General features: G+C 67.5%; 20 protein-coding genes. 9 read left to right on the top strand and 11 right to left on the bottom strand.

Annotation, left to right across the window (positions count from 1 at the left end; genetic code table 11):
- The first annotated feature begins 41 nt into the window (after nt 1-41).
- Nucleotides 42-362 carry a thioredoxin TrxA gene (gene trxA, locus SAZ01S_RS02760; RefSeq protein ID WP_084579904.1) on the top strand — a complete coding sequence of 107 codons (321 nt, stop codon included), beginning with the start codon at nt 42-44 and terminating at the stop codon, nt 360-362.
- A 224-nt stretch (nt 363-586) separates the two neighbouring features.
- Here the strand turns inward: trxA and SAZ01S_RS02765 are convergent, their stop codons facing one another.
- Together SAZ01S_RS02765 and argJ are read right to left on the bottom strand one after the other, a co-directional pair.
- Nucleotides 587-1,381 (bottom strand): inositol monophosphatase family protein, encoded by a 795-nt coding sequence (locus tag SAZ01S_RS02765; RefSeq protein WP_084579832.1) that lies wholly within the window; start codon nt 1,379-1,381, stop codon nt 587-589.
- 4 nt (nt 1,382-1,385) lie between these two features.
- Nucleotides 1,386-2,612 carry a bifunctional glutamate N-acetyltransferase/amino-acid acetyltransferase ArgJ gene (argJ, locus tag SAZ01S_RS02770; RefSeq protein ID WP_084579834.1) on the bottom strand — a complete coding sequence of 409 codons (1,227 nt, stop codon included), beginning with the start codon at nt 2,610-2,612 and terminating at the stop codon, nt 1,386-1,388.
- Between the two features lie 406 nt (nt 2,613-3,018).
- Between argJ and SAZ01S_RS24355 the strand changes: the two genes are divergently transcribed.
- The 4 genes from SAZ01S_RS24355 (at nt 3,019) to secA (ending at nt 7,212) form a co-directional block, all read left to right on the top strand.
- Entirely contained in the window at nt 3,019-3,273 is a 255-nt protein-coding gene (locus tag SAZ01S_RS24355) for an energy transducer TonB (RefSeq protein ID WP_245824530.1), read from the top strand.
- Between the two features lie 58 nt (nt 3,274-3,331).
- Nucleotides 3,332-3,988 (top strand): TonB family protein, encoded by a 657-nt coding sequence (locus tag SAZ01S_RS02780; protein ID WP_084579838.1) that lies wholly within the window; start codon nt 3,332-3,334, stop codon nt 3,986-3,988.
- Nucleotides 3,989-4,081: 93 nt separating this feature from the next.
- Nucleotides 4,082-4,342, top strand: a complete 261-nt coding sequence (locus SAZ01S_RS02785) for a hypothetical protein (protein ID WP_084579840.1) — start codon at nt 4,082-4,084, stop codon at nt 4,340-4,342.
- A 125-nt stretch (nt 4,343-4,467) separates the two neighbouring features.
- A complete protein-coding gene (gene secA / locus SAZ01S_RS02790; protein ID WP_084579842.1) occupies nt 4,468-7,212 on the top strand; it encodes a preprotein translocase subunit SecA in 2,745 nt (914 codons plus the stop codon).
- 245 nt (nt 7,213-7,457) lie between these two features.
- Here secA and SAZ01S_RS02795 read toward each other — a convergent pair whose 3' ends face one another.
- The 5 genes from SAZ01S_RS02795 to SAZ01S_RS02815 all read right to left on the bottom strand — a co-directional run bounded on the left by SAZ01S_RS02795 (nt 7,458) and on the right by SAZ01S_RS02815 (nt 12,977).
- Nucleotides 7,458-8,048 (bottom strand): CC0125/CC1285 family lipoprotein, encoded by a 591-nt coding sequence (locus SAZ01S_RS02795; RefSeq protein ID WP_084579843.1) that lies wholly within the window; start codon nt 8,046-8,048, stop codon nt 7,458-7,460.
- A 260-nt stretch (nt 8,049-8,308) separates the two neighbouring features.
- Nucleotides 8,309-9,325, bottom strand: a complete 1,017-nt coding sequence (locus SAZ01S_RS02800; protein WP_084579845.1) for an adenosine deaminase — start codon at nt 9,323-9,325, stop codon at nt 8,309-8,311.
- Nucleotides 9,326-9,361: 36 nt separating this feature from the next.
- Nucleotides 9,362-10,843, bottom strand: coding sequence for a glycoside hydrolase (locus SAZ01S_RS02805; protein ID WP_084579847.1), 1,482 nt, complete (start codon nt 10,841-10,843; stop codon nt 9,362-9,364).
- Nucleotides 10,840-12,210, bottom strand: a complete 1,371-nt coding sequence (locus SAZ01S_RS02810) for a glycoside hydrolase family 27 protein (protein ID WP_084579849.1) — start codon at nt 12,208-12,210, stop codon at nt 10,840-10,842. Before SAZ01S_RS02810 ends, SAZ01S_RS02805 begins: the two co-directional genes overlap by 4 nt.
- A gap of 62 nt (nt 12,211-12,272) precedes the next feature.
- Complete coding sequence (locus SAZ01S_RS02815; RefSeq protein WP_084579906.1) at nt 12,273-12,977, bottom strand: FadR/GntR family transcriptional regulator; 705 nt, start codon at nt 12,975-12,977, stop codon at nt 12,273-12,275.
- A 249-nt stretch (nt 12,978-13,226) separates the two neighbouring features.
- Between SAZ01S_RS02815 and SAZ01S_RS02820 the strand changes: the two genes are divergently transcribed.
- The 4 genes from SAZ01S_RS02820 (at nt 13,227) to SAZ01S_RS02835 (ending at nt 20,094) form a co-directional block, all read left to right on the top strand.
- A complete protein-coding gene (locus SAZ01S_RS02820) occupies nt 13,227-16,478 on the top strand; it encodes a glycoside hydrolase family 2 TIM barrel-domain containing protein (protein ID WP_084579851.1) in 3,252 nt (1,083 codons plus the stop codon).
- Nucleotides 16,478-18,016 carry an alpha-N-arabinofuranosidase gene (locus SAZ01S_RS02825; RefSeq protein WP_084579853.1) on the top strand — a complete coding sequence of 513 codons (1,539 nt, stop codon included), beginning with the start codon at nt 16,478-16,480 and terminating at the stop codon, nt 18,014-18,016. Before SAZ01S_RS02820 ends, SAZ01S_RS02825 begins: the two co-directional genes overlap by 1 nt.
- A 17-nt stretch (nt 18,017-18,033) precedes the next feature.
- Nucleotides 18,034-19,368, top strand: coding sequence for a family 43 glycosylhydrolase (locus tag SAZ01S_RS02830; RefSeq protein WP_084579908.1), 1,335 nt, complete (start codon nt 18,034-18,036; stop codon nt 19,366-19,368).
- Nucleotides 19,369-19,470: 102 nt separating this feature from the next.
- The gene (locus SAZ01S_RS02835) at nt 19,471-20,094 is read left to right on the top strand and encodes a superoxide dismutase (protein ID WP_084579855.1); all 624 of its coding nucleotides are present in this window, start codon (nt 19,471-19,473) and stop codon (nt 20,092-20,094) included.
- 40 nt (nt 20,095-20,134) lie between these two features.
- Here SAZ01S_RS02835 and SAZ01S_RS02840 read toward each other — a convergent pair whose 3' ends face one another.
- From SAZ01S_RS02840 to mtaB, 4 genes are read right to left on the bottom strand one after another with little or no spacing between them, the layout of a single operon-like run.
- On the bottom strand, nt 20,135-21,892 hold the full coding sequence (locus tag SAZ01S_RS02840; protein WP_084579857.1) for a chloride channel protein: 1,758 nt from the start codon (nt 21,890-21,892) through the stop codon (nt 20,135-20,137).
- A gap of 5 nt (nt 21,893-21,897) precedes the next feature.
- Complete coding sequence (ispZ, locus tag SAZ01S_RS02845; RefSeq protein ID WP_084579859.1) at nt 21,898-22,476, bottom strand: septation protein IspZ; 579 nt, start codon at nt 22,474-22,476, stop codon at nt 21,898-21,900.
- A gap of 37 nt (nt 22,477-22,513) precedes the next feature.
- Nucleotides 22,514-23,449 (bottom strand): signal recognition particle-docking protein FtsY, encoded by a 936-nt coding sequence (ftsY, locus tag SAZ01S_RS02850; RefSeq protein WP_084579861.1) that lies wholly within the window; start codon nt 23,447-23,449, stop codon nt 22,514-22,516.
- The gene (mtaB, locus tag SAZ01S_RS02855; RefSeq protein ID WP_084579863.1) at nt 23,446-24,672 is read right to left on the bottom strand and encodes a tRNA (N(6)-L-threonylcarbamoyladenosine(37)-C(2))-methylthiotransferase MtaB; all 1,227 of its coding nucleotides are present in this window, start codon (nt 24,670-24,672) and stop codon (nt 23,446-23,448) included. The genes ftsY and mtaB overlap by 4 nt, the downstream gene beginning before the upstream one ends.
- Nucleotides 24,673-24,675 lie beyond the last annotated feature (3 nt).

Genomic DNA, 24,675 nt, shown 5'->3' on the forward strand with positions numbered 1-24,675 from the left:
TCCATAGATTGCCGTCCAACACGAATGCAGGAGATTTGATCATGGCCACCCAGGCGACCACCGACGCCAATTTCGAAACCGACGTGCTGCAGGCCGACAAGCCCGTCCTCGTCGATTTCTGGGCCGAATGGTGCGGCCCGTGCCGCATGATCGCCCCCGCGCTCGAAGAGCTTGCCGAGGAACTGGCGGACAAGGTGCAGATCGTGAAGATCAACATCGACGAGAACCCCGATGCGCCGACCAAATATGGCGTGCGCGGCATCCCGACGATGATCCTGTTCAAGAACGGCGAACAGGCCGCCACCCAGGTCGGCGCGCTGCCGAAGAGCGCGATCAAGCAGTTCATCGAACGCGAGATCTGATCGCCTATCGGGCGGCCGTTTCGCGAAGCGCCGGCGGCCGCATCCTGAACAAGGGACGGCGGCCGCTCTGAATCCTTCGTCATTCCCGCGAAGGCGGGAATCCATTTGCCAGGACGCCGGGGGAAAGAGCGGCGGCATCAGTGCCAATGGATCCCCGCCTCCGCGGGGATGACATGGTTCTGGCGGAATGGGATCGCTTCTTCCCCGTCCGAGGAAGCATGCGCTCAGTCGAACAGCAATTCGGTCGCCCGCTGGCCCAGCGCCGGCGTCGATGCCGCAACGATGCCCACCCCGTCATCGCCGATCCGATACGGGCTGCCATCCCAGCGGCCGACATAGCCGCCGGCTTCGCGCAGAAACAGCGCGCCCGGCGCGTGATCCCACACCAGCGTACGCCGGAACACGGCGATGTCGTTCTGGCCCAGCGCGAGCCGGGGATAATTCTCGGCGGCGCAGCGCGGCAGCGGCACCAGGTCGAACGCGGCGCCGAACCGGGCAGCGCGCGCGGCATGCTCTTCCTCGGACTGGCCCACCTTCGATACGGCCGCCAGCGGCCGCGCGCCCATGCTCGGCCGCGCCCGCACCGGAGCCCCATCCACCCACGCGCCGCCGCCCAGCGCGGCATGGCACATCCGCCCGGTCACCGGATCGTAGAGCCAGCCCGCCTGCGTCACGCCGTCCTCGACCAGCGCGATCATGATCCCGAACGGTGGTTGCCCGGCGGCGAAGTTCGCCGTGCCGTCGATCGGATCGATAATCCAGGCTCGCGCCGCCGTTGCCTGCGCCATCAGCGCCGGGTTCGCCGCACAGGCTTCCTCGCCAACGATGGCGGCGTCCGCATCGATCGCCGCCAGCCCCTCGGTCAGCCGCGCCTCGGCCTCGCGATCAGCGATCGTCACCAACTCGCCGGGGGTCTTCTCCAGCACCTCGTCGGCAGCGAGGTTGCGGAAGCGCGGCATCACCACCGCGTCGGCGACCGTCCGCATCAGCGCGGAAACGGCGGCGTGGTGGCGATGCATCGGCTCAGCTCCGATAATCGGCGTTGATCGAGATATAGCCATGGGTCAGGTCGCAGGTCCAAACCGTTGCCCGACCCTCGCCAAGCCCCAGATCGACGCCGATCTCGATTTCCTGCCCCTTCAGGTGCGCGGCGACCGGCGCCTCGTCATAGCCTTCCACCGCAAGCCCGTCGCGCGCGACCTGGGTGGTGCCGAAGCGGATCGCGAGCCTGTCGCGCTCGGCAGGCTCGCCGGCCTTGCCGACCGCCATGACGACGCGCCCCCAATTGGCGTCCTCGCCGGCGATCGCGGTCTTCACCAGCGGCGAGTTGGCGATCGACATGGCGATGCGGTGCGCGCTGCGGTCGCTCTCGGCGCCCTCGACGGTGATTTCGATCAGCTTCTGCGCGCCTTCGCCGTCGCGCACGACGAGCAGGGCAAGCTGGCGGCAGAGATCGGCGAGCGCGGCGCGGAAGGCGTCGGCGCCGGCATCCTCGTCGCTGGTTAGCGGTGCATTGCCGGCCTTGCCCGTCGCGAAGGCGAGCACGGTGTCACTGGTCGAGGTGTCGCCGTCGACGGTGATGCACGAGAAGCTGTTCCCGTTCGCTTCGCTCAGCGCGCGCTGGAGGAACACGGGATCGACCGCCGCATCGGTGAAGATGAAGCCGAGCATCGTCGCCATGTCCGGCGCAATCATGCCGGACCCCTTGATGATGCCGGCAAGCGTGACCGTGCGGCCGTCGACCACCGCGGTCGTCACGGCGCCTTTGGTGAAGGTGTCGGTGGTCATGATCGTCGCGGCGGCGTCTTCCCAGCTGCAGACTTCGGCGGTGTAGGCGGCGTCGAGCCCGGCCTCGGCCTTGTCGATCGGCAGCGGCACGCCGATCACGCCGGTCGACGAGACGAACACGTCCGAGGGGTCGCAGCCAAGATGCTGCGCGGTGCGCGCGGCGATCGCCTCCACCGCGGCGCGGCCGCGATTGCCGGTGAAAGCGTTTGAATTGCCCGCATTCACCACGAGCGCGCGTGCCTTGCCGAGCACCAGCGCCTTGCGGCACCACTCCACCTCGGGCGAGGGGCATTTGCTGCTGGTCAGCACGCCGGCGACGCTGGTGCCTTCGTCGAGCGTGACGAAGGTGAGGTCGCAGCGGTCCCAGTTCTTGTACTGCGCGCGGGCGACGCGGGGCGTGACGCCGGGAATCGCGGGCAGGGCGGGGAAGGGGCGCGCGAGCGGGGAGGTGCTGGTGGACATGGGGCTGCCTCGGGTTAGAATGCGGCGCGTGCTTCGTGCATGGGGGGGCAAAGATCAATGCTTTTGGTGCGCTGTGGACGGGGATGATGCGCCGACCACGGCCGAGCAATCAGGCCCCGCCATGACCGGAAATGGTGACGGTCTGCGCCGCACCGTTCTGCTCCTCATCATCGGTCTGACGCTGTTCCTTTTAGGGGCGCTATCCATAGCGCTCTGGCGTACCAGCCACAGCATAACGCAGTTGATCGGGGCACACCGGCAGTCCGTTGGCCGATCCACCCCTGTGCCTTCTGCTGCTGTGCAGAGCGCAGCGCCGGTGAAAGTTGTCGTCACGCCACCACCTGCCGCAGAGCGCTCGGGGCCATATCCCAGGCCGCTACATCCCAGTACACCGCCAGGGTCTTGGGTGACCGATGACGATTTTCCGGCCGAGTCGGCCCGGGCGGGGGAGCAAGGCACCGTGGCCTTCACTTTGTTGATCGATGTCCGCGGGTTGCCCGAACGATGTGAGGTGACGGCGTCCAGCGGGTTCGAACGTTTGGATCGAACAGCATGCAATCTACTGGTGCAGCGCGCGCGCTTCGTTCCTGCTCTTGATGCAAATGGTCAACCGATACGAGCACCATATAAGGGGCGCTTCACTTGGGTGCTGGCGCGATGATGTCTCCGGGTCGTGACGAGGCGCGATACGACCTGAACTGCCAACTGGGATAAGCAACATGTTCTTCTTGATGACGCTGCTGGCGGTACAAGCCCAGAGCGAGATCCCGCTCACGCAGGCGAAACCTCGGACCACGACGCCCTGGATCACCAACGACGATTATCCTGCCGAGGATGCGCGTCAGCACCATGAGGGCACTGTCGGGTTTACGCTGCAGATCGACGCGTCCGGTCGCGCCACCAAGTGCGATGTTGTTGCTTCCAGCGGCTATCCTGGGCTCGACAATGGGGCGTGCTTCCTCCTGATGCGCCGCGCTCGCTTCGATCCCGCGCGGGATGCCAGCGGCAAGGCGGTGGCATCGACCTTTGCTGGACGATTCACTTGGAAGCTGGGCAAGACTCCGCCGACGCGGAGCGGAGTGAGTGGAACCGCCGGCTCCGAAGCTCCGCCGCCCCCGACAGCGCTCGAAGTCTCGGTTGCCGCGCTTCCCGCCGCGTACAAGCAACCGGCAAAGGCGGCGGTGCGCTTCGGGGCGGATCACCGGGTGAGCGATTGCCGCATCGTGGAGTCGAGCGGGAGCGCGGCGGTTGATCGCGCGGCTTGCGCGCAACTTCGAGCGCTCGCTAGCGGTCCTGCGACAAAAGGTACGACATCAGGCCCCGAAACCGAGACATACACCGTCTCCTTCCGGACCGATCCACCCGCCAAGCCCTAGCTTTTGATTAGACGAACCGTGCGTCGATCCCTATGTGTCGTGCGTTGCCGCCCGTCGGTTGCGACATGACCACCGTGTAACACAGGGTTTCGCTTGGAACTGCTGCTGCTCCTCACTGCGCTTTTTGCGAGCCTGACCGGCGTGTCGGGCGAGCAGGGGCTGCGTCCGATTCAGGGCGTTGCCGTGGTGCGGGTGGCGGAAGCGGCGCAGGCGGCGGTCCAGCCCGCGCGCGCCATCGTGGCGGCGGCCGCGGCCTTGCCGGCACCCGTCCGCGTGCTCGCCCTGCCGGTGTTCCACCGTGCCGCCACGCCGCGGCCTGCGCTTCGCCTCGCCTTCGAGCAGCGGCGCGAATAGCCTTTCCGGCCCGTTCCGCGGGCCGTTTTCCCTTCCGTCGCCGCGCCCGTGCGCGGCACGCCCGCGATGGCCTCGCCGCTTCCGGCGGCCGTCGCGCACTCCATCAAAACAGGTCAGGAATTCGCATGTTCGGCGGTATTGCCAAGTCGCTTTTCGGTTCGTCCAACGATCGCTACGTCAAGTCGCTCAAGCCGATCGTCCAGAAGATCGCCAGCTTCGAGCCCACGCTCCAGGCGATGGACGACGACACGCTGGCCGCGCAGACGATCAAGTTCCGCGAGCAGCTGGCCAACGGCGCCAAGCTCGACGATCTGCTGCCCGAGGCCTTCGCCACGGTGCGCGAGGCGGCGCGCCGCGTGATCGGCCAGCGCCACTATGACGTGCAGATGGTCGGCGGCATCGTGCTCCACCGCGGCGAGATCGCCGAGATGCGCACCGGCGAGGGCAAGACGCTGGTGGCGACGCTCGCCACCTATCTCAACGCGCTGCCCGGCGACGGCGTCCATGTCATCACCGTCAACGACTATCTCGCCCGCCGCGACGCGGAGTGGATGGCGCAGGTCTATGGCTTCCTGGGCCTCACCACCGGCGTGATCGTGCCCAACCTCTCCGACCAGCAGCGCCGCGACGCCTATGCCTCGGACATCACCTACGGCACGAACAACGAGTTCGGCTTCGATTATCTGCGCGACAACATGAAATATGATCGCGCGAGCATGGTGCAGCGGCCGTTCAACTACGCGATCGTCGACGAGGTCGACTCGATCCTGATCGACGAGGCGCGGACCCCGCTGATCATCTCGGGCCCCACCGACGACAAGTCGGAGCTCTACCTGAAGGTGGACGCGGTCGTGAAGCAGCTCGATGCTTCCACCTATGAGAAGGACGAGAAGCAGCGCACGATCGTGCTGACCGAGGAAGGCACCGAGACGGTCGAGCGACTGCTCGAGGCGGCCGGGGTGCTGGAAGGCGCCAATCTCTACGATTTCGAGAACACCCAGGTGGTGCACCACCTGAACCAGGCGCTGCGCGCGAACGTGATGTTCAAGCGCGATACGGATTATATCGTCAAGGACGGCAAGATCGTCATCATCGACGAGTTCACTGGCCGCATGATGGACGGCCGCCGCTGGTCGGACGGCCTGCACCAGGCGGTGGAAGCCAAGGAAGGCGTGAACATCGAGCCCGAGAACCAGACGCTCGCCTCGATCACCTTCCAGAATTATTTCCGCATGTACCCCAAGCTGGGCGGCATGACCGGCACCGCCTCCACCGAGGCGGCCGAGTTCTACGACATCTACAAGATGAACGTCGTCACCATCCCGACCAACCTGCCAGTGCAGCGCGTCGACGACGAGGACATCTTCTACAAGTCGACCGAGGACAAGTTCGCGGGCATCGCCAAGACGATCAAGCAGCATGCCGAGCGCGGCCAGCCGGTGCTGGTCGGCACCGTCTCGATCGAGAAGTCGGAGATGCTCTCCGAGTTCCTCCATCGCGAAGGCGTGAAGCACGAGGTGCTGAATGCCCGCTTCCACGAGAGCGAAGCGCATATCGTGGCGCAGGCGGGTCGCCTCGGCGTGGTGACCGTGTCGACCAACATGGCCGGTCGCGGCACCGACATCCAGCTGGGCGGCAACGTCGATTTCCGGGTGGCCGACGAACTGCGCGACATGCCCGAGGGGCCGGAGCGTGACGCCGCGATCGAGCGGATCAAGGCCGAGGTCGCCGAGGAGAAGGAAAAGGTGAAGGCCGCCGGCGGGCTGTTCGTGCTCGGCACCGAGCGCCACGAAAGCCGCCGTATCGACAACCAGCTGCGCGGCCGCTCGGGCCGCCAGGGCGATCCGGGCCTCAGCCGCTTCTACCTCAGCCTCGACGACGATCTGCTGCGAATCTTCGGCTCGAACACGCTGTTCTCGCGGATGATGCGCTCCAGCCTGGAGGATGGCGAGGCGATGCCGCCGTCGCGCTGGCTGAGCAAGGCGATCGAGACCGCGCAGCGCAAGGTCGAGGCGCGCAACTATGACGTGCGCAAGCAGGTCGTCGAATATGACGACGTGATGAACGACCAGCGCAAGGTGATCTACGAGCAGCGCGCCGACATCATGGACGCCGATACCGTCGGCTCGGTGGTCGAGGACATGCGCCGCGAGACGGTCAATGCGATCGTCGGCGAGGCCTGCCCGCCGAACAGCTATCCCGAACAGTGGAACATCGCCGGGCTGAAGGAGCGCATCGCCGACACGCTCAACCTCGACCTGCCCGTTGACCAGTGGGTGAAGGATGAAGAGGCGATCGATCCCGAGATCCTCGAAGAGCGCATCCGCGAAGCCGCCGACGCGGCGGTCGCCGAGAAGGCCGCGGACCTGGAGCCGGAGACCTGGACGTCGATCGAAAAATCGATCCTGCTCCAGAACCTGGATCACCACTGGAAGGAGCATCTCGCGATGCTCGACGCGCTGCGCCAGGTCGTCCATCTGCGCGCCTATGCGCAGAAGACGCCGATCAACGAGTACAAGCACGAGGCGTTCTCGATGTTCCAGCGGATGCTCGACACGATCCGCGAGGACGTGACGCGCACCATGGCCTTCGCCCAGTTCCGCATGGCGCCGCCGCCCGAACTGCCCGAGCTGCCGGCGTTCCTGACCACGCACATCGATCCGCTGACCGGCATGGACGATACGCGCGACTGGGACGGCGGCTCGGCCGGACTGGTGACGACGCGGCTGCCGCAGCTCGGCATTCCGCAGCCGAGCGGCGACCTGTTCGGCACCGATCCCTCGCAATGGGAAGGCACGGTCAGCCGCAACGCGCCGTGCCCGTGCGGCTCGGGGCTGAAGTACAAGCACTGTCACGGCCAGGTGGCGTGATTGCCGATCGAGCGAAGTAGTGACAGTTCCTAAAAGCCATCGTCATTCCCGCGAAGGCGGGAATCCATTGCCCTAAGCGCCGGGGGAAAGAACTTCGGCATCAGCGCCAATGGATCCCCGCCTTCGCGGGGATGACGGGTTGATTTGGCCGAGTACGCTCGCATCCCGGCAAGCGGGAGGAAGCGAAAAAGAAGAGGGCGGCGCCGGCATCCCGGCACCGCCCTTTCTGTTTCGACAAACTGCGATCAGCGCGTCTGCGGCATCTGGATCTTCGGCCCCAGCCGTTCCTTCACCTCGCGCGCATCGAAGGCGCGGATGTTGTCGGCGGGCTTAGGACCCTTGCCCATCACGATCTCCGCCATCGCCTCGTAGCGGTCGACGGTGCGGATATCGACATTGCGGTCGAAGAAGGGATCGCCCCAGAACGGATCCCAGCTGCGCCAGCCCCAGCGCGGGCTGTAATAGCGCCAGTAGGGGCTCCAATAGCCCCAGGGCCCCGGGCCGCCAATGCCCGGCGTCGCATAGGTCTGGGTCTTCTTCTCGGTGTCGCGGCTCGACAGGACGAAATAGTCATAGCCGTTCTGCAGCGTCAGCTCGGCCGACCGATAGAGCAGATAGCGCTCCACCGTCTCGCGCGAGGTCAGGCTGTTGCCCGAAAAGCTCACCCGGAACCGATTTTCCTCGATCTGCTCGTCCGAATAGCCGTTGCGCACCGATCCGCTCGCCGAGGCGGGCTGGTAGGGCGTGGCGGTCATGCACGATGCGAGCGAGAGGCTGCCCGCGACCATCAGGCCGAGTGCTGCCAGCCGCCGGCCCTTCTGTGATGAAATTGGCATTGTTCCTCCGACACTTGTAAGCAGTAAACGTCGCCGAATGCCCCTCGAACGCGCGAGCCGGCGAAACTCTCCCGCGCGTTCACGCGGTGAGGCGTGGCACAGCTGCGATTGACGGTGGCTGAACGGCGCCTGTCAAGCCAGCGGATCGGGTACTTCGCGAGCGTCCTCGCCGCGCAAATCGCTCGGCGCGATCGGGGCGATGCATCTCCAGGGGACAATCGAGACCGGCGGGTTGGAACAGGTGAAGACGATTGCGCCGATCACGCTGCCGCGGCGACCCAGGCGTCGATCGCCGCGCAGTGCGCCGCGACGGCTTCGTCCGGCAGGAACGAGCCGAGAAAGCTGTTGCGCGCCAGCGTGGCGAGCTGCTGCCTGCTCAGGCCCCGCCCATGGGCGACGGCGCGATAGTTCTCGCCGACATAGCCGCCGAAATAGGCGGGATCGTCCGAGTTCACCGTGGCGCGCAGGCCAAGCTCGAGCATCCGGTCGATCGGGTGCGCGTCGATGCTGGCGACATTGCACAGCTTGACGTTCGACAGCGGGCAGACGGTGAGCGTCATGCCGGTGCGTGCCAGCCGCGCGACCAGCGCCGGATCGTCGAGGCTGCGATTGCCATGGTCGAGCCGGTCGACCTGGAGCAGGTCCAGCGCCTCGCGGACATAGTCTGCGGGGCCTTCCTCGCCGGCATGGGCGACGCGCTTGAGGCCCTTCTCGGCGGCCGCCGCGAACACACGGGCGAACTTCGAGGGCGGATGGCCCAACTCCGACGAATCGAGGCCGACGCCGGCGATCCGGTCGAGCCAGGGCTCGGCCTCGGCGAGCGTCTTGAAGGCATCTTCCTCATCCAGGTGGCGCAGGAAGCACAGGATCAGTCGTGCGGTGACGCCCAGCCGCGCCTCGGCCTCCGCCATGCCGGCAAGCAGCCCCTCGACGACGGTGCCCATTGCGATGCCGCGTTGCGTGTGGGTCTGGGGGTCGAAGAAGATCTCGGCATGGCGCACGCCGTCCGCCGCGGCGCGCTCGAAATAGGCCAGCGCCAGATCGCGGAAGTCCGCCTCGGTGCGCAGCACGTCGGCGCCGGCATAATAGATGTCGAGAAAGTCCTGCAGGTTCGAGAATTCATAGGCGGCGCGCACCGCCTCGACGCTGTCGAACGGGATCGCAACGCCGTTGCGTCGCGCGAATTCGAACATCTGCTCGGGTTCGAGGCTGCCCTCGATGTGCAGATGGAGTTCGGCCTTGGGCAGGCCTGCGATGAAAGCGTCGAGATCCGTCATCGCCGAACCATCGCAGCCGGGCGGGCGAGTCGCAAGCTACCGCAGTGCAACCGTCAGCGTGGTGATGCTCCGCGGCGCGGCGATCGCGGGGCCGGGCAGCGGGGCCGCGTCGTGCGTCGCATCGGTGACGACCCGTCCGACGACGCGCGCGCCGGGCAGGCCGATCGTCAGCCGCCGCGGGACCACGCCGCCATTGACATGGACCAGCACCAGCCGCTTGCCGTCGGCCGAAAGCGCGCCGATCGTGTCCTCGTCCGCCACCGGCACCAGCCGGTCGCCCGGACGGATATAGCGGCTGAACTGCGCCATCGCCCAGTATTTGCGGGTGATGTGGATCGGATGCTCGGCATCGCGCGGGGTATAGGCCATCTTCACCAGCCCCCAGTTGCTGCCGCCCTGGGTGCCGTCGCCCGTCTCGCTGCTCTGGCGCTCGACCGCCTGCCAGAACACCCAGGCCACCGGCTCCAGCCGCTTGAGATCGTGGACGACATGTTCGGCAAAGGCGAGCGGCGAGGCTATGCCGTCGAAATTCTCGGGATCCTTGTCGAGCGGGGTGTCGTTCTCGCTCATCCACAGGCGGATGCCGTGCATGCGGGCGATGTCGCGCACCGCCGTCTGGTGGACGGTGTCGTAGCTATGCACGTTGAGCTGGCCGATCCGCGCGCGGGTGGCGGCGGGATAGCCTTCCCAGTCGCGGACGAAGAGGTGCGAATTGGTCTCGTCCGGGGCGGCGACCACCGTCTTCAGGCCATGCGCCTTGAGCGCGCGATCGGCGGCGTCGATCATCATCGCCTGTCGGGCCGGGTCCCAGTGCGCGCCTTCCTGGGTGTTGGCGGCGAACCAATAGTCGGTATGCGGCTCGTTCACCGGCGACAAGGTGCGGAAGGTGATGCCATGCGCCTGTTGCAGCCGCTCCACCACCGTCGCCAGATATTCGGCGAAGCGCGCTTCCTGGCCTGGCCGCAGATTGTCCTGGGTGCCCTTTTCCGCGCCCGACACCCGGCCGCTGACCGTCATGAACCAGGGCGGCGAATTGGAGAACGCCTCGAAGATCGGCGTCTTGACCCGCCTGGCGATGGCATCGAGCCACCAGCGCTGGTTCGCGTCGGCCGACCAGTCCCACATCGAAGGATCGGCGGGGTTCCACCAGTCGATGCCGGTGGCACCGGCCGGGCGGCGCCAGAAGCCGGGGACGTCGGCGCCGGGGCGCAGATAGGGTTTGGTCTCGGGCGCGTCGCCACCGCCGATATTGTATCGCGCGATCGTCCAGTCGAGCCCCTGGGGACCATAGAACAGGTCGGCGAGCTTCTCGCGCACCGGATCGGGATAGCCGCCGGTGACGTGCGCGAACCAGGCGAGCGCCGTGCCCCAGCCTTCGAACGGCTGCCCCGGCTGCTGGAGATCGGGCCGCAGCGTCAGCGCGACTTCCGGCTCGACGACGGGCGGCGGCGGGGTGGTTTGGGCAAGCGCGGCGGGCGCGGCGGCGAGCAGCAGCGCCGCGGCGAGCGCGCGGATCACGCTGCCGTCACCCGGTAGAGGCCGGCGCCATGCGGCGGCAGGGTACGGGCGAGCCGCACGGTGCTGCTGCCCTCGTCCTTTGCCTCCCACAGGTTGCGTACCTGCACCGGTCCCGAAAGGCCGAGCAGCCGGAGGTCGAACGCCGCCTCGCCGGGTTTGTCGCCGGTGTTGAACAGCGCGACATAATGGCCGCCCTTCGCGCCCCGTGCGGTCCAGACCCGGCGATCGTCCGCCACGAACCAGGGGCGGTTGTCGCTGCTCGCCTGGTTGACCGCGAGCACCTCGCGATTGGTGAGCAGCGCGCGGGTGGGGGCATCGAGGTGTCGCAGGTCGCCGCCCATGATCAGCGGCGAGCGGGCGATCGACCATAGCGTCATCAGCGTGCGCTGCTCGTCGGGGGTGAACTTGGTGTCGCGCTGGCCGAGCGCGAGGCGGCCGAGCGGCAGCATGTCGGCATCGGGCCAGGCGCCCGGCCGTGCGTGCGGGCTCCAATTCTCCAGCCGGGTGAACTGCGCCTCCAGCATCTTCCAGTCGTCCCAGAAATCGTCCGAGATGCGCCACATCTGCGCGTGGCGGGCGACATGTGCGGCGCGCGGCACCGGGGTTTCGCCGGGGGACAGGCTGAGCAGGATCTGCCGGCCGCTCGCCCGGATCGCGCGCGCAGCCGCCTCGATCTCGGGGGCATGGGCGTCATAGGGGCGGCTCATGTCGTCCATCTTGACGAAGTCGACGCCCCAGGACGCGAGCAGCGCGAAGACGCTGTCATAATAGGCCTGCGCGCCCGGCTTGCGCATGTCGACGCCGTACATGTCGGGGTTCCACGGGCAGATGCTCGACCTGTCGGCGATGTCGGCGGCGCGGATGCCGGGGGCGCCCAGCACCGGCAGGTTGCGCTCGACGGCAAGGCGCGGAATGCCGCGCATCAGGTGGACGCCGAAGCGCATGCCGAGCGCGTGCACCTTCGCCGCGATCGGGCCGAACCCGGCGCCGCCTGCCGCGGACGGGAAGCGGTTGGGGGCGGGGAGCAGCCGGCCATAGCCGTCCAGTGTCGGCACCGGCTTGGCGTTGTAGGTGTAGCTGCTCGCTTCCGGCTCGTACCACTGGATGTCGATGGTGAAGACGTCATAGCCGAACGGCAGCAGCTCGCGCGCCTGGATCGCGGCGGTTTCCAGCGCCTGGGCTTCGGTGATGGTGGTGGCGAAGCTGTTCCAGCTGTTCCAGCCCATCGGCGGGGTGGCGGCGAGCAGCGGCGCCTGCGTGGCAGCTCCCGCCGTGCCGGGTGCGGCGGCAAGCCCGCCTAGGATCGCAGCGCCTTGCAGCAGGCCGCGCCGATCGATTCCCTGGCTGTTCAACGTCGATCCGCGCATCTGCTTCCTCCGGCTTTTTTGTCTGACTATAACCGGGGTGGGAAGGCGTCAACCGGCGGCGCTCAGGCTTTCAGCGACGACTCGGTATCCTCCTGTGCCTGCAAAATCAGGGTGATCGTCGCGGCGCGGGCGGCAGCCGGATCGCCATCGATGATCGCGGCGAACAGATCGCGGTGGAGCGGCAGGGAGTCCCGAAGCTGCTTGGCCTTGCGGTGCTTGAACAGCGTGGTCGCGCGCACCGCGGCACCGATGCTGCCCGACAGGCTGATCAGCAGGTCGTTGCCGGTCGCCTCGAGGATGAGGTTGTGGAACTGCTGGTCCGCCGCCTGCCCGTCGACGCTGGAAAGGCCTTCCTCCTCCATCACCTCGAGCGCATGGCCCATTCGCGCGATGTGGCGGGTAGTGCGCGCGCGGGCGGCGAGTTCGGCGGCGGCGGGCTCGACGATCATGCGGAGCTGGAACAGGCTGTCGACGAACCCCGCCGGCGGCTCGCCTTCGAACATCCAGGCGAGCAGATCGGGATCGAGCAGGTTCCAGTCGGCGCGGTTGCGCACCCGCGTGCCCGTCTTGGGGCGGCTCTCGATCAGTCCCTTCGCCGCCAGCGTCCGCAGTGCTTCCCGGACGACGCTGCGCGAAACCGCGAGCGAATCGGCCAGATCGAGTTCTCCGGGCAGCAGCGCGCCGGGCGGGTACCGGCCGGTAAGGATCGCGATCCCCAGCTCGCGGGCGAGCGCGCGATGTGCGGGGGCGCGTTTTCTAGGCTCCATGAACTCCATCCGATGCTCGCGGTCGTTGTGCGGCCCATGCGCGACCAACGCCACAAAAAATTACAATTGGCGGCGTGCGGAAGCGGCTTGTCTATCAGGACATGCGCTCTATTATGTCCGACAAAATTGGCGGCGGTTTAGCCGGTTCGGTGGAGGAGAGGGCGTGCTAGCCAGGGGCTTCATGCAGCGCAGGGGCAATCGTGATCCAAGCCCGCCGAACTTGCAACCCGCCTTTCGGGAGGACGTTGCGTGAACAAGTTCGGGTTGCTGGCGGCGGTGGGCAGTGTGGCGCTCGCCTCCGGCATGGCGATGGCGCAGGACGGGCCGAAGATCGGCGACGCGCCGCAGGTCCAGCCGGTGCAGGTCGATCCGCGCCGCCCCGATTGGGAGAACCCGGCGGTGTTCGCGCGCGGCAAGATGCCGGCCAGCGCCACGCATTTCCCGTACGAGAGCCGCGCCGCCGCGCTGGCGGGCGATCCCGCCAGGTCGAGCCGCTATCTGCTGCTCGACGGCCAATGGTCGTTCCACTTCTCGCCCTCGTCGGACGCGGTGCCCAACGGCTTCGAGAAGCCGGAATACGATGTCGCCAAATGGAAGCGCATCAAGGTCCCCGCCGACTGGCAGACCGAGGGCTATGACCAGGCGCGCTACAACAACATCACCTATCCGTTCCCGGCCAACCGCCCGCTGATCCCGCACGCGACCAATCCGGTCGGCTCCTATCGCCGCGACGTGCAGCTGCCGGCGAACTGGTCGGGGCAGGACGTGATCCTCCACATCGGCGCGGCGGGCTCGGCCTATCAGGTGTGGGTGAACGGCGTCGAGGCGGGCTACTCGCAGGACTCCAAGCTCCCGTCCGAGTTCGACGTGACCAGGCTGGTCCATGCCGGGCGCAACACCATCGCGATCCAGATCCATCGCTGGTCGGACGGCAGCTATCTCGAAGATCAGGACTTCTGGCGCGTCTCGGGCATCGAGCGCTCGGTCTACCTGGCGGCGGCGCCCAAGGCGCGCGTCGCCGACCTGTTCGTCCATGCCGGGCTCGACGCGGCGTACAAGGACGGCAAGCTTGCGACCGAGCTGACGCTGACCGATCGCACCGCGCCGCTCACCGCGCGGATGACGCTGCTCGATGGCGACAAGCAGGTGCTGGTGCGCGAGACGCAGCTCCCCGCCGGGGCGGCGCAGAAGCTGACGCTCGCCGCCGACGTGCCGGACGTGCGCCCCTGGACCGCCGAGACGCCCAATCTCTACACGCTGCTCGTCGAGCTGGTCGATGCCGACGGCAAGGTGGTGCAGGCCACCCCGCAGCGGATCGGCTTCCGCACCGTCGAGATCAAGAACGGGCTGGTCAGCGTCAACGGCAAGCCGATCACGATCCGCGGTGTCAACCGCCACGAACATGATCCGGAGACCTTCCACGTCGTCAGCCATGCTTCGATGGAGCATGACATTCAGCTGATGAAGCGGGCGAACATCAACGCGATCCGCACCTCGCACTATCCGAACGACCCGTATCTGTACGAGCTCGCCGATCGCTACGGCCTCTATGTGATGGACGAAGCGAATATCGAGAGCCATGCGTACATGGATTACGCCAACAAGCATGGCGAACTCCGCTCGCAGTTCCAGGTGGGGTTCGATCCGGCGTGGAAGGACGCGCATGTCTCCCGCGTCGTCAACATGGTCCAGCGCGACAAGAACCACCCCTCGGTGATCTTCTGGTCGCTGGGCAACGAGGCCGGCATCGGCCCCAACTTCGAGGCGGCCGCCGCGGCGGCCAAGGCGGTCGATCCGGGCCGGCTGGTCTCCTATCTTGGCTGGGGTACCTGGGACGGGATCCAGGACCACCGCCCGAACTGGTATGCCGACATCTACGCGCCGATGTACGATCCGGCGGTGAAGCTGGAGGATTACGCCACCAACTGGAACTTCAAGCAGCCGGTGATCCAGTGCGAATACGCCCATATGATGGGCAATTCGGGCGGCAACCTGAAGGAATATTGGGACACCATCTACGCCCACCCGAACAAGCTGCAGGGCGGCTTCGCCTGGGACTGGGTCGACCAGTCGATGTACCGCTACACCAAGGACGGGCGGCGCTATTGGGGCGACGGCGGCGAGTACGGCCCGAACCCCGGCGGCGACATCGAGTTCGGCGACGGGCTGCTCCAGTCCGATCGCACGCCCAACCCGCAGCTCTACGAACTCCGCAAGGTCTATGCGCCGATCCAGTTCGACGGCTTCGATGCCGCGGGCGGCACGGTGACGGTGCGCAACCGCCACGACTTCCGCGACCTGTCCGGCTTTACCTTCGATTGGGAAGTGCAGGAGAATGGCGTCGCGGTGGCGAGCGGCGCGCTGACGACGCCGGACGTGGCGGCGCACGGCGCGGGCACGATCGCGCTGCCGCTGGCGGGCCTCGCCCGCAAGCCGGGCGCCGAGTATTTCGTGACGATCCGCGCCCGCGCCAAGGCCGATGCGGTGCCGCTGGTGCCCGGCGGGACGGTGATCGGCTGGGAGCAGTTCGCGCTCGATCCCGAATATCGTACGGCAGAGGCAATGGCGCCCAAGGGCAAGGTGACGACGCAGGACGGGCAGGGGGCGATCACCCTTTCCGCCGGCGGCGCCACGCTGGTGGTCAACCGCGCGACCGGCTTGGTCGACCGCTATGCTGCCAAGGGCAAGACGCTGCTCAGCGGCGGCGCCCCGCATTTCTGGCGCGCGGTGACCGACAACGACATCGGCATCGGCACCGACAAGCAGCTCGCCGCCTGGAAGGGGATGAGCGAGACGCGCACCGTTTCCTCGGTGCAGGTGCAGGATCTGGGCGAGGATGGCGCCGAGGTGCGCGTCGCCTACACCATGGGTGCGGGCGCGGTGCGCTTCACCAGCGTCTATCGGATGGGCGGCGACGGATCGGTCGCGGTCGACGGCCGGTTTGAGCCGGTTTCCAGCCAGCTGCCGCCGCCGTTCCGCATCGGCCTTGCCTTCACCACGCCGGGCAGCCTTAAGACCGTCGAATGGTATGGCCGGGGCCCGCACGAAAGCTATGTCGACCGCAAGACCTCGGCGCCGATCGGGCTGTGGCGCGGCGCGATCGCGGAGCAGAACCACGACTATATCCGCCCGCAGGAGACCGGCAACAAGGTCGATGTACGCTGGATGGAGCTGATCGGCGGCGGCGCGGGCCTGCGGGTGCAGGGCGATACGCCGCTGATGATGAACGCGCTCGCCTTCCCCTATGCCGATCTCGACCGGCACGAACCCGGCACCTGGAAGAGCACCGACGTGGTGCCCAAGGCCCAGGGCACGCTGCTGATCGATGCCGCGCAATGGGGCATCGGCGGCGACACCCAGTGGAGCGAGTTCGGTAAGCCGCTTCCCAAATACCGCACCCAATTGGTGCCCACCACGATCCATTTCCGCCTCACCCCGTTCGCGGGCGAGGGCACTACCCCCACCAAGGCGCGCCCGGCGCGCGCGACGGAGAAAGAATGATGCGAAGCCTCATCAGCGCGATTGCGCTCATCGCCGCCATGCCCGCGCTCGCCCAGACGAGCGGCGATGCCGTGACCGTCCATGGCGACCAGCCCGGCGCCAAGTATGACCGCCGGCTGTTCGGCCAGTTCGCCGAGCATCTCGGCAGCGGCATCTATGGCGGCCTCTATGTCGGCACCGACAGCAAGATCCCCAATGTGAAGGGCTTCCGCCGCGACGTGATCGACGCGCTGAAGGCAATCCATGTGCCCGTCATCCGCTGGCCGGGCGGCTGCTTCGCCGACGAATATCACTGGCGCGAAGGCATCGGGCCGAAGTCCAAGCGGCTGGTGAAGGTCAACACCAACTGGGGCGGCGTTACCGAGGACAATGCCGTCGGCACCAACGAGTTCATGGACTTCACCGAGGTGGTGGGCGCCGAAGCCTATGTCTCGGGCAATGTCGGCACCGCCAATCCGAGCGAAATGGCCGAGTGGGTCGAATATATGACCTCGCCGACCCAGTCGACGATCGCCAACCAGCGCCGCGCCAATGGCCGCGACAAGCCGTGGAAGCTGCCGATGTTCGGCATCGGCAACGAGCTGTGGGGCTGTGGCGGCGACATGCTGCCGGAGTACGCCGCCGACGTCACCCGCCGCTACGCCACCTTCCTCAAGGTGCCCGAGGGCCAGAAGCTGATGAAGATCGCCAGCGGCGCCAACTCGGCCGATTACAACTGGACCGAGGTGATGATGCGCAAGGCCGGCGACAAGATCGACGGCATCGGCGTGCATTATTACACGGTGCCCGGGCCCTGGGAAAAGAAGGGCGCCGCGACCGGCTTCGACGAGGAAAGTTGGGCGCGCACGCTCTCCAAGACGCTCAAGATGGACGAGCTGCTGACCGAGCACGGCAAGATCATGGACAAGTACGACCCCAAGAAGCGGGTCGCGCTGCTCGTCGATGAATGGGGCACCTGGTACGATGTCGAGCCGGGCACCAACCCGGGCTTCCTCTACCAGCAGAACAGCCTGCGCGACGCGATGGTCGCGGCGCTCAACTTCAACATCTTCGCAGCGCATGCCGATCGCGTGCGCGGCGCCAACATCGCGCAGATGGTCAACGTGCTCCAGGCGATGCTGCTGACCGACGGCGCCAAGATGGTGAAGACGCCGACCTATTGGGCGTTCGACCTGTACAAGGACTATATGGACGGCACGGTGCTGCCGGTCGATGTGACCTCGCGCTGGTACAACAAGGATCAGTGGACGATGCGCGCGGTGAGCGCCAGCGCGGTGCGTGGGCTGGACGGCGTGGTCCATGTCGGCCTCGTCAATGTCGATCCCAACCAGCCGGCGAGCGTCAGCGTGAAGCTCGACGGCGTTAGCGGCGCGGCCGTGATCGGCAAGGTCCTCACCGGCGCGACGATGGATGCGCATAACGACTTCAAGGCACCCGATGCGATTCGGCCGGCGGCGTTCACCGGCGCGACGCTTTCGGGCGGGACCCTGACGGTGCAGGTGCCCGCCAAGGCGATCGTGATGCTCGACATCAAGTGAGCAAGGCGGTCCTTTTGATGGTGGCGGCGGGCTTGCTCGCCGCCGCCGATGCGCCGGCCCCGCGCTGGAATACGCCGGGGGACGGCAATCCGCTGCTCCCCGGCTATTTCGCCGACCCGTCGATCGTCCATGACGGCGGCAAATGGTACATCTACGCCACGATCGATCCCTGGGGTGCCGACACGCTGGGGATGTGGACCTCCGCGAACGGCCGGGACTGGACCTTCTCCACGCCGGCCTGGCCGACCAAGGCGGCGGCGACCAGCCCGACCTCCGGGGACTCGAAGGTCTGGGCGCCTTCGGTCGTGAAGGCCAAGAACGGGCGCTGGTACATGTATGTCTCGGTCGGGTCCGAGGTGTGGGTGGGCAGCGCGCCGTCGCCGGCCGGGCCCTGGGCCGATGCGCATGGCGGCAAGCCGCTGATTGCCAAGGACTTCGCTCCCGCCTATCACATGATCGACGCCGAGGCCTTCGTCGATGACGACGGCACGGCCTATCTTTACTGGGGCTCGGGGCTGAACTGGACCAACGGCCACTGCTTCGTCGTCAAGCTGAAGCCCGACATGGTGAGCTTCGACGGCGAACCAAAGGACGTCACGCCCGCCAACTATTTCGAGGGGCCGTTCCTGGTGAAGGCGGGACGGCACTATGTCCTCACCTATAGCGACGGCAAGACGACCGAGGACAGCTACAAGGTCCGCTATGCGATCGGTGACACGCCGTTCGGGCCCTTCCGCGAGGGGCCGGACAGCCCGATCCTGTCCACCGACAAGACCCGCGACGTGATCAGCCCGGGCCATCACGCGATTTTCCGCGTCGGCACCGAGCCCTATATCCTATACCACCGCCAGTCGCTGCCCTGGCCCCGACCGGGCGACGATGCGACGCTCCGCCAGATCGCGGTCGATCCGCTGACGATCCATGACGATGGCAGCATCGTAAAGGTCACGCCGAGCCATGGCAGCGCGGTTACCGGCTTCGTCGCCCGTCGCACGCGAGGCCTTCCGGTCACGCTGAAGGGCGCGGCCGAGGACGCCGTGCATGCGGCTGAACGGGCAGGGGACGACAATTATGCGACGCTCTGGCGCCCGGCGGCTGGTGCCGCGCCGTTGCTCGTCGCCGATCTCGGCAAGGTGCGGACAATCCGCACGGCGCAGCTGCGGATGGAATATGCCAACCGGCCCTATGACCTTGCAATCGAGGCTTCGGCCGACGGCACGCACTGGCGGAACGTAGCAGCCAAGGCGGGCGCGAGCGGCTCGCCGATCGTGTTGCCGCTAAACGTCACCGCCCGCTATCTCCGCCTGCGCGTGCCTGCGGGCGCGGGCGTGTGGGAGTGGCAACTCTTCTGATCGGCGGCGTCGATCAGGGGCGAAACAAAAAATGTTGCGGCGCGACGCCGTCCCATGCGTTAGGCGGGCGGACAAGCTTTCCAATCCCAAGAGGAGCATGACATGGCCTTCGAACTTCCCGAACTGCCGTACGCCAAGGACGCGCTCGCGCCGCACATGTCGGCCGAGACCTTCGACTTCCACCATGGCAAGCACCACAAGGCCTATGTCGACAACTGCAACAAGCTGGTTGCCGACATCCCCGAGCTGGTCGGCGCGAAGCTCACCGACGTGATCGCCTATGCCAAGGACAAGGGCAACAAGGGCCTGTTCAACAACAGCTCGCAGATCTGGAACCACAGCTTCTTCTGGCAGTGCCTGACGCCGAACTATGCGGCGCCCACCGGCAAGCTGGCCGAGATGATCACCCGCGATTTCGGCAGCCAGGAAGCGCTGGTCGAAAAGTTGAAGGCGGAATCGGTCGGCCATTTCGCGAGCGGCTGGGGCTGGCTGGTGCTCGACGGCGACACGCTGAAGGTCACCTCGTTCCATGACGGCGATTCGCCCGTCGCGCACGGCGTGAAGCCGCTGTTCACGATCGACGTGTGGGAACACGCCTATTACATCGACTATCGCAACGCGCGTCCGTCGTTCGTCGATACCATCCTGACCAAGCTGGCGAACTGGGAGTTCGTTGCCCAGAACCTCGACGGCGAAGGCGCCGCCCGCGCCGACCAGCAGGGCTGAGGCCCTGTAGATCCTCCCGCCCTGTGATCGGGCGGGGGGATCAGCTTTCCCCGTACAGGTCGCGCTGGGCCTTCTCCAGCTCTTCGGCATAGCGGCGGCGAGCATGGCTCTCGGTGATGAGCCCCAGCACCTGCCCGTCGCTCGACAGCACCGCCAGATCGTCCGCCACGCTCGCGTCGAAGGCTTCGAGCACTTCCGCGATCGTCATGTCCGGCGACAGGGCGCTGTCCACGAACTTCGCCATGCTGCCGACGCGCGCCGCCTGATCGGCGGAAGGGCTCCATACCGCCGCGGTCTCGGCGATCCCGGCATAATGGTGCTTGGCATCGAGCAGCACGACCCGCTTGGTGGATCCCAGCGGGAAGCGCGCGCGGAAGCTTGCGACATCGGTATCCGCCGCGATGGTCGCCACGTCCCGGCGCATCATCCGTGCGGCGGTGAGGTTGCGCACCCAGCCCACGTCCCGCCCGCTGCGCAGGGTCTCGCCGCGGAGGTGCAGCCGCCAGGTCGAGAAGCTGTAGCCGAACATCTCGCGGACGATCGTGCTGGCGATCAGCGTCGCGGCGATGGTGACGCCGGTGATGCTGAAATCATGGGTGACCTCCAGCACGAGCAGCGACATCGTCATCGGCCCGCCGACCACCGCCACCGCCAGCGCCGCCATGCCGACCACCGCAGCGTCGTCGGCGGCGAGGGGGTGAAGGCCGGGCATCTCGGCGAGCACGAGCTGGTAGAAGCGGCCGAGCAGCGCGCCGAGGAACAGCGAGGCGAAGAACAAGCCGCCGCGAAAGCCGAAGCCGAGCGACACGGCCGAGCCGAGCAGCTTGAGCAGGATCACCACCGCCAGCGAGGCGATCGTCGCCTGCGCCGCCAGGTTGATGTCCAGTGCGCCGTGGCCGCTCGACAGCACCTGCGGCGAGAGGAGCGCGAGCGGGATCATCAGCACCCCGCCGATCAGCGGTGCCCAGGGGGGCGTGATCGGGCTGCGTCGCACGCCGGCCTCGACCAGCGCGACCAGCCGCATCAGCGCGATGCCGAAGCCGGCGCAAAGCACGCCGAGCAGCGCGTAGAGCAGATAGTCGGCGGTGCCGATCGGATGCGCGGCCCCCGCGCTGATCACATAGGGATGGATGCCGAGCGTGCGGGCGATGGTCGCGGCGGTGAGCGAGGCGAGCACCACCGGGGCGACGATCGCGGGCGTATAGGCGCCCAGCACGATCTCGAAGGCGTAGAAGGCGCCGGTCAGCGGTGCGCCGAACGCGGCGCCGAGGCCGGCACCCGCGCCCGCCGCCATCAGCGTGCGCAGGTCGGCGCGGCGCAGCTTGAGCCGCTGGCCGAGCAGCGAGGCAAGGCCGCCTCCGGCCTGGGCATAGGCGGCTTCCAGCCCCACCGAGGCGCCGAAGCCGTTGGAGAGCAGCGTCTGCCCCACCACCGTCGCGGTGTCGCGCGCCGGGATGCGGCCGCCATGGAGTGCATTGGCCTCGACCACGTCGACCGTCTTGCGGCGACGGAGCAGCCACAGGGTGAGGCCGAGCAGCGCGCCGCCGAGGGGCAGGGCCAGCAGTCGCAAGGGCGCGATATGGCTGGCGGCGCTCAGATGCTCGCCCTGGGCCAGCCCGAACAACACGCGCTGCATGCCCCGTGTGCTCTGGCCGATCGCGATCGCGGCGACCCCGGCAACCGCGCCGACGCCGATCGCCAGCAGCAGGAACAGCAGCGTGTTCGATCGGATCTGCCGGCGCAGCCCGTTCGCCGCGCGCACCGCGTGGAAGGTGGCGGGGTGGCGCGGCAGACTCATCGCGGTCAGCCCTCCGGCGGGAGCGGGGCGTCCTCGGGCTTGTCGAGCTGCAGGCCGTGGCGCAGCAGCATCGGGATGTTGGCGATCGCAAAGACCAGCGTCAGCGGGATGACGATCCAGGTCTTGAAGAACACCCAGCGGTCCCAGGTGAGGAAATGGCGCGCCACTTCGTTGGCGACGGCCATCGCGACGAAGAACAGCGACCAGTTGATCGTCAGCAGCCGCCAGCCGCGGGCGCTGAGCCCGGGATAGGCCGACCCCAGCATCGTTTCCAGCAGCGGCTTGTCGGCCACCAGGCCATAGCCGAGGATCACCGCGAACATCACATAGACGACCGTCGGCTTGATCTGGATGAAGGTCTGGTCGTGGAAATAAAGCGTCAGCCCGCCGAACACGAGCACCAGCACGCCGGTTATCCACAGCATCGGCGAGACGTGCCGGGTCTTCCACCACGATACCGCGATCGCCACCGCCATCGCGATCATGAAGGCGAGCGTCGCGGTCATGATGCGCTGGAGCTGGATTCCGGGCGCAAAGGCGTTGACTGCGAAGAACACGATCAACGGGCCATAGTCGAGCGCCATGCGCAGGCCGGCGGACGCCTGGGGGCGGGGAGTTGCCTCAGCCATGGGCGAGCGCCTCCACCCCGGCGATGATCCGGGCGACTTCCTGCGCGTCGAACCCGCGCAGGTCGTCCACCTTCTCGCCCACGCCGATCGCATGGATCGGCAGGCCGTATTTCTCGGCCGCCGCGACGAGCACGCCGCCGCGCGCGGTCCCGTCGAGCTTGGTCATGACGAGGCCGGTCACACCCGCCACTTCCTTGAACACCTCGATCTGGTTGAGCGCGTTCTGGCCGGTGGTGGCATCCAGCACCAGCACCACGTCGTGCGGCGCGGCGGGGTTGAGGCGGCCGAGCACGCGGCGGACCTTGGCCAGCTCGTCCATCAGCTCGCGCTTGTTCTGCAGGCGGCCGGCGGTGTCGACGATCAGCACGTCGGTGCCGATCTCGGTCGCGCGCTTCACCGCTTCGAACACGATGCCCGCAGCGTCGCCGCCTTCGGCACCCGCAACGATCGGTACGCCGATCCGCTCGGCCCAGGTCTTGAGCTGGCCGATCGCAGCGGCGCGGAAGGTGTCGCCCGCGGCGACCATCACGCTGTAATCCTGATCGACCAGCTGCTTGGCGAGCTTGGCGATCGTCGTCGTCTTGCCGGAGCCGTTGACGCCGATGACGAGGATCACCTGCGGGCGCGGAAACGCCTCGATCTCCAGCGGCCTGGCGACCGGCTCGAGCACCTTGGCGACTTCCTCGGCGACGATCACGCGGATGCCGAGTTCCTCCAGGTTGCGCTCGAACTGGCCCTCGGCAAGCCGTGCGCGCACCTTGGCGGCGGTGGCGGGACCGAGGTCGGAGGCGATCAGCGCCTCCTCGATCTCGTCCAGCGTCGCCTCGTCCAGCCGGGCGAGCGACAAGCCGGCAAGGTTGCCGAGCAGCCGATCCGACGTCTTGCGAAAGCCGCCGAGCAGCTTCTCATGCCAGCTGGGTCCGCTCATGCGACCAGCGTTCCGTCTTCGACGCGTGCAATCGTCACGTTCACCGTTTCTCCAGTCTGCCGAGGGGCGGTCAGCCGCACCTCGGCGAAATTCTCGGCATGGCCGCGGTCGCCCGGGCGCTCGATCAGCACCTGCTGGCGGCTGCCGACCAGGGTTTCCAGCCACCTCGCCCGCTGCTCGGCCGCTGCGGCGCGCAGCCCGGCGGCGCGGTCGCGGATCGTGGCGGGCGCCACCTGCGGCATGCGTGCGGCGGGCGTGCCGGCGCGCGGGCTATAGGGGAAGATGTGCGCATGCACCACGCCGCAATCGGCGATAAGGGCGAGGCTGTTCGCGAACATGGTTTCGTCTTCGGTCGGGAAGCCGGCGATCAGGTCCGCGCCGATGGCGATCTCGGGGCGTGCGGCGCGGAGGCGTTCGGCCAGCGCCACCGATTGGGCGCGGCTGTGGCGGCGCTTCATCCGTTTGAGGATCATATCGTCGCCCGCCTGGAGCGACAGATGGACGTGCGGCATCACGCGCGGCTCCTGGGTGAGCAGCGCGAACAACCGGTCGTCGACTTCGATCCCGTCGAGCGAGGAGAGCCGCAGCCGCTGGAGCTTCGGCACGTGATTCAGGATGCGCTCCACCAGCGAGCCCAGCGTCGGGCTGCCGGGCAGGTCATGCCCGTAGCTGGTGAGGTCGACGCCGGTCAGCACGACTTCCCCATGCGCCTCGGCGAGCATCGCGATCCGGTCGATCACCGCGCCGGCGGGCACCGATCGGCTGTTCCCGCGTCCGAAGGGGATCGCGCAGAAGGTGCAGCGATGGTCGCAGCCATTCTGCACCTCGACAAAGGCGCGGGCGTGGGTGGAGAAGCTGGCGGCAAGGTGTGGCGCGGTCTCGCGCACGGCGAGGATGTCCTGCACCTGCACCCGGGCGTCGGACGCCCAGGCTTGCGGCAGCAGCTTTTCGGCATTGCCGATCACGCGGTCCACCTCGGGCATCGCCGCGAAGGCTGCGGGATCGATCTGCGCCGCGCAGCCGGTGACGACCAGCTCCGCACCCGGCCGTTCGCGCCGGGCGCGGCGGATCGCCTGGCGGGTCTGCTTCACCGCTTCGTTGGTCACCGCGCAGCTGTTTACCACCACCGCGTCGCGCCCCGCGAGCAGCGTGCGGATCGACTCGCCTTCGGCGAGATTCAGCCGGCAGCCCATGTTGAGGATGAGAGGCGAGGAGAGGGCCATTGG

Origin of the sequence: Sphingomonas azotifigens NBRC 15497, assembly GCF_002091475.1 — a bacterium.
GTDB lineage: Bacteria > Pseudomonadota > Alphaproteobacteria > Sphingomonadales > Sphingomonadaceae > Sphingomonas > Sphingomonas azotifigens.

What these genes read in the sequence shown, in the direction of transcription:
- trxA (WP_084579904.1), top strand. Translation starts at nt 42, where the DNA reads ATGGCCACCCAGGCGACCACCGACGCCAATTTCGAAACCGACGTGCTG.
- SAZ01S_RS02765 (WP_084579832.1), bottom strand. Translation starts at nt 1,381, where the DNA reads ATGCATCGCCACCACGCCGCCGTTTCCGCGCTGATGCGGACGGTCGCC.
- argJ (WP_084579834.1), bottom strand. Translation starts at nt 2,612, where the DNA reads ATGTCCACCAGCACCTCCCCGCTCGCGCGCCCCTTCCCCGCCCTGCCC.
- SAZ01S_RS02780 (WP_084579838.1), top strand. Translation starts at nt 3,332, where the DNA reads ATGTTCTTCTTGATGACGCTGCTGGCGGTACAAGCCCAGAGCGAGATC.
- secA (WP_084579842.1), top strand. Translation starts at nt 4,468, where the DNA reads ATGTTCGGCGGTATTGCCAAGTCGCTTTTCGGTTCGTCCAACGATCGC.
- SAZ01S_RS02795 (WP_084579843.1), bottom strand. Translation starts at nt 8,048, where the DNA reads ATGCCAATTTCATCACAGAAGGGCCGGCGGCTGGCAGCACTCGGCCTG.
- SAZ01S_RS02800 (WP_084579845.1), bottom strand. Translation starts at nt 9,325, where the DNA reads ATGACGGATCTCGACGCTTTCATCGCAGGCCTGCCCAAGGCCGAACTC.
- SAZ01S_RS02810 (WP_084579849.1), bottom strand. Translation starts at nt 12,210, where the DNA reads ATGCGCGGATCGACGTTGAACAGCCAGGGAATCGATCGGCGCGGCCTG.
- SAZ01S_RS02815 (WP_084579906.1), bottom strand. Translation starts at nt 12,977, where the DNA reads ATGGAGCCTAGAAAACGCGCCCCCGCACATCGCGCGCTCGCCCGCGAG.
- SAZ01S_RS02825 (WP_084579853.1), top strand. Translation starts at nt 16,478, where the DNA reads ATGCGAAGCCTCATCAGCGCGATTGCGCTCATCGCCGCCATGCCCGCG.
- SAZ01S_RS02830 (WP_084579908.1), top strand. Translation starts at nt 18,034, where the DNA reads ATGGTGGCGGCGGGCTTGCTCGCCGCCGCCGATGCGCCGGCCCCGCGC.
- SAZ01S_RS02835 (WP_084579855.1), top strand. Translation starts at nt 19,471, where the DNA reads ATGGCCTTCGAACTTCCCGAACTGCCGTACGCCAAGGACGCGCTCGCG.
- SAZ01S_RS02840 (WP_084579857.1), bottom strand. Translation starts at nt 21,892, where the DNA reads ATGAGTCTGCCGCGCCACCCCGCCACCTTCCACGCGGTGCGCGCGGCG.
- ispZ (WP_084579859.1), bottom strand. Translation starts at nt 22,476, where the DNA reads ATGGCGCTCGACTATGGCCCGTTGATCGTGTTCTTCGCAGTCAACGCC.
- ftsY (WP_084579861.1), bottom strand. Translation starts at nt 23,449, where the DNA reads ATGAGCGGACCCAGCTGGCATGAGAAGCTGCTCGGCGGCTTTCGCAAG.
- mtaB (WP_084579863.1), bottom strand. Translation starts at nt 24,672, where the DNA reads ATGGCCCTCTCCTCGCCTCTCATCCTCAACATGGGCTGCCGGCTGAAT.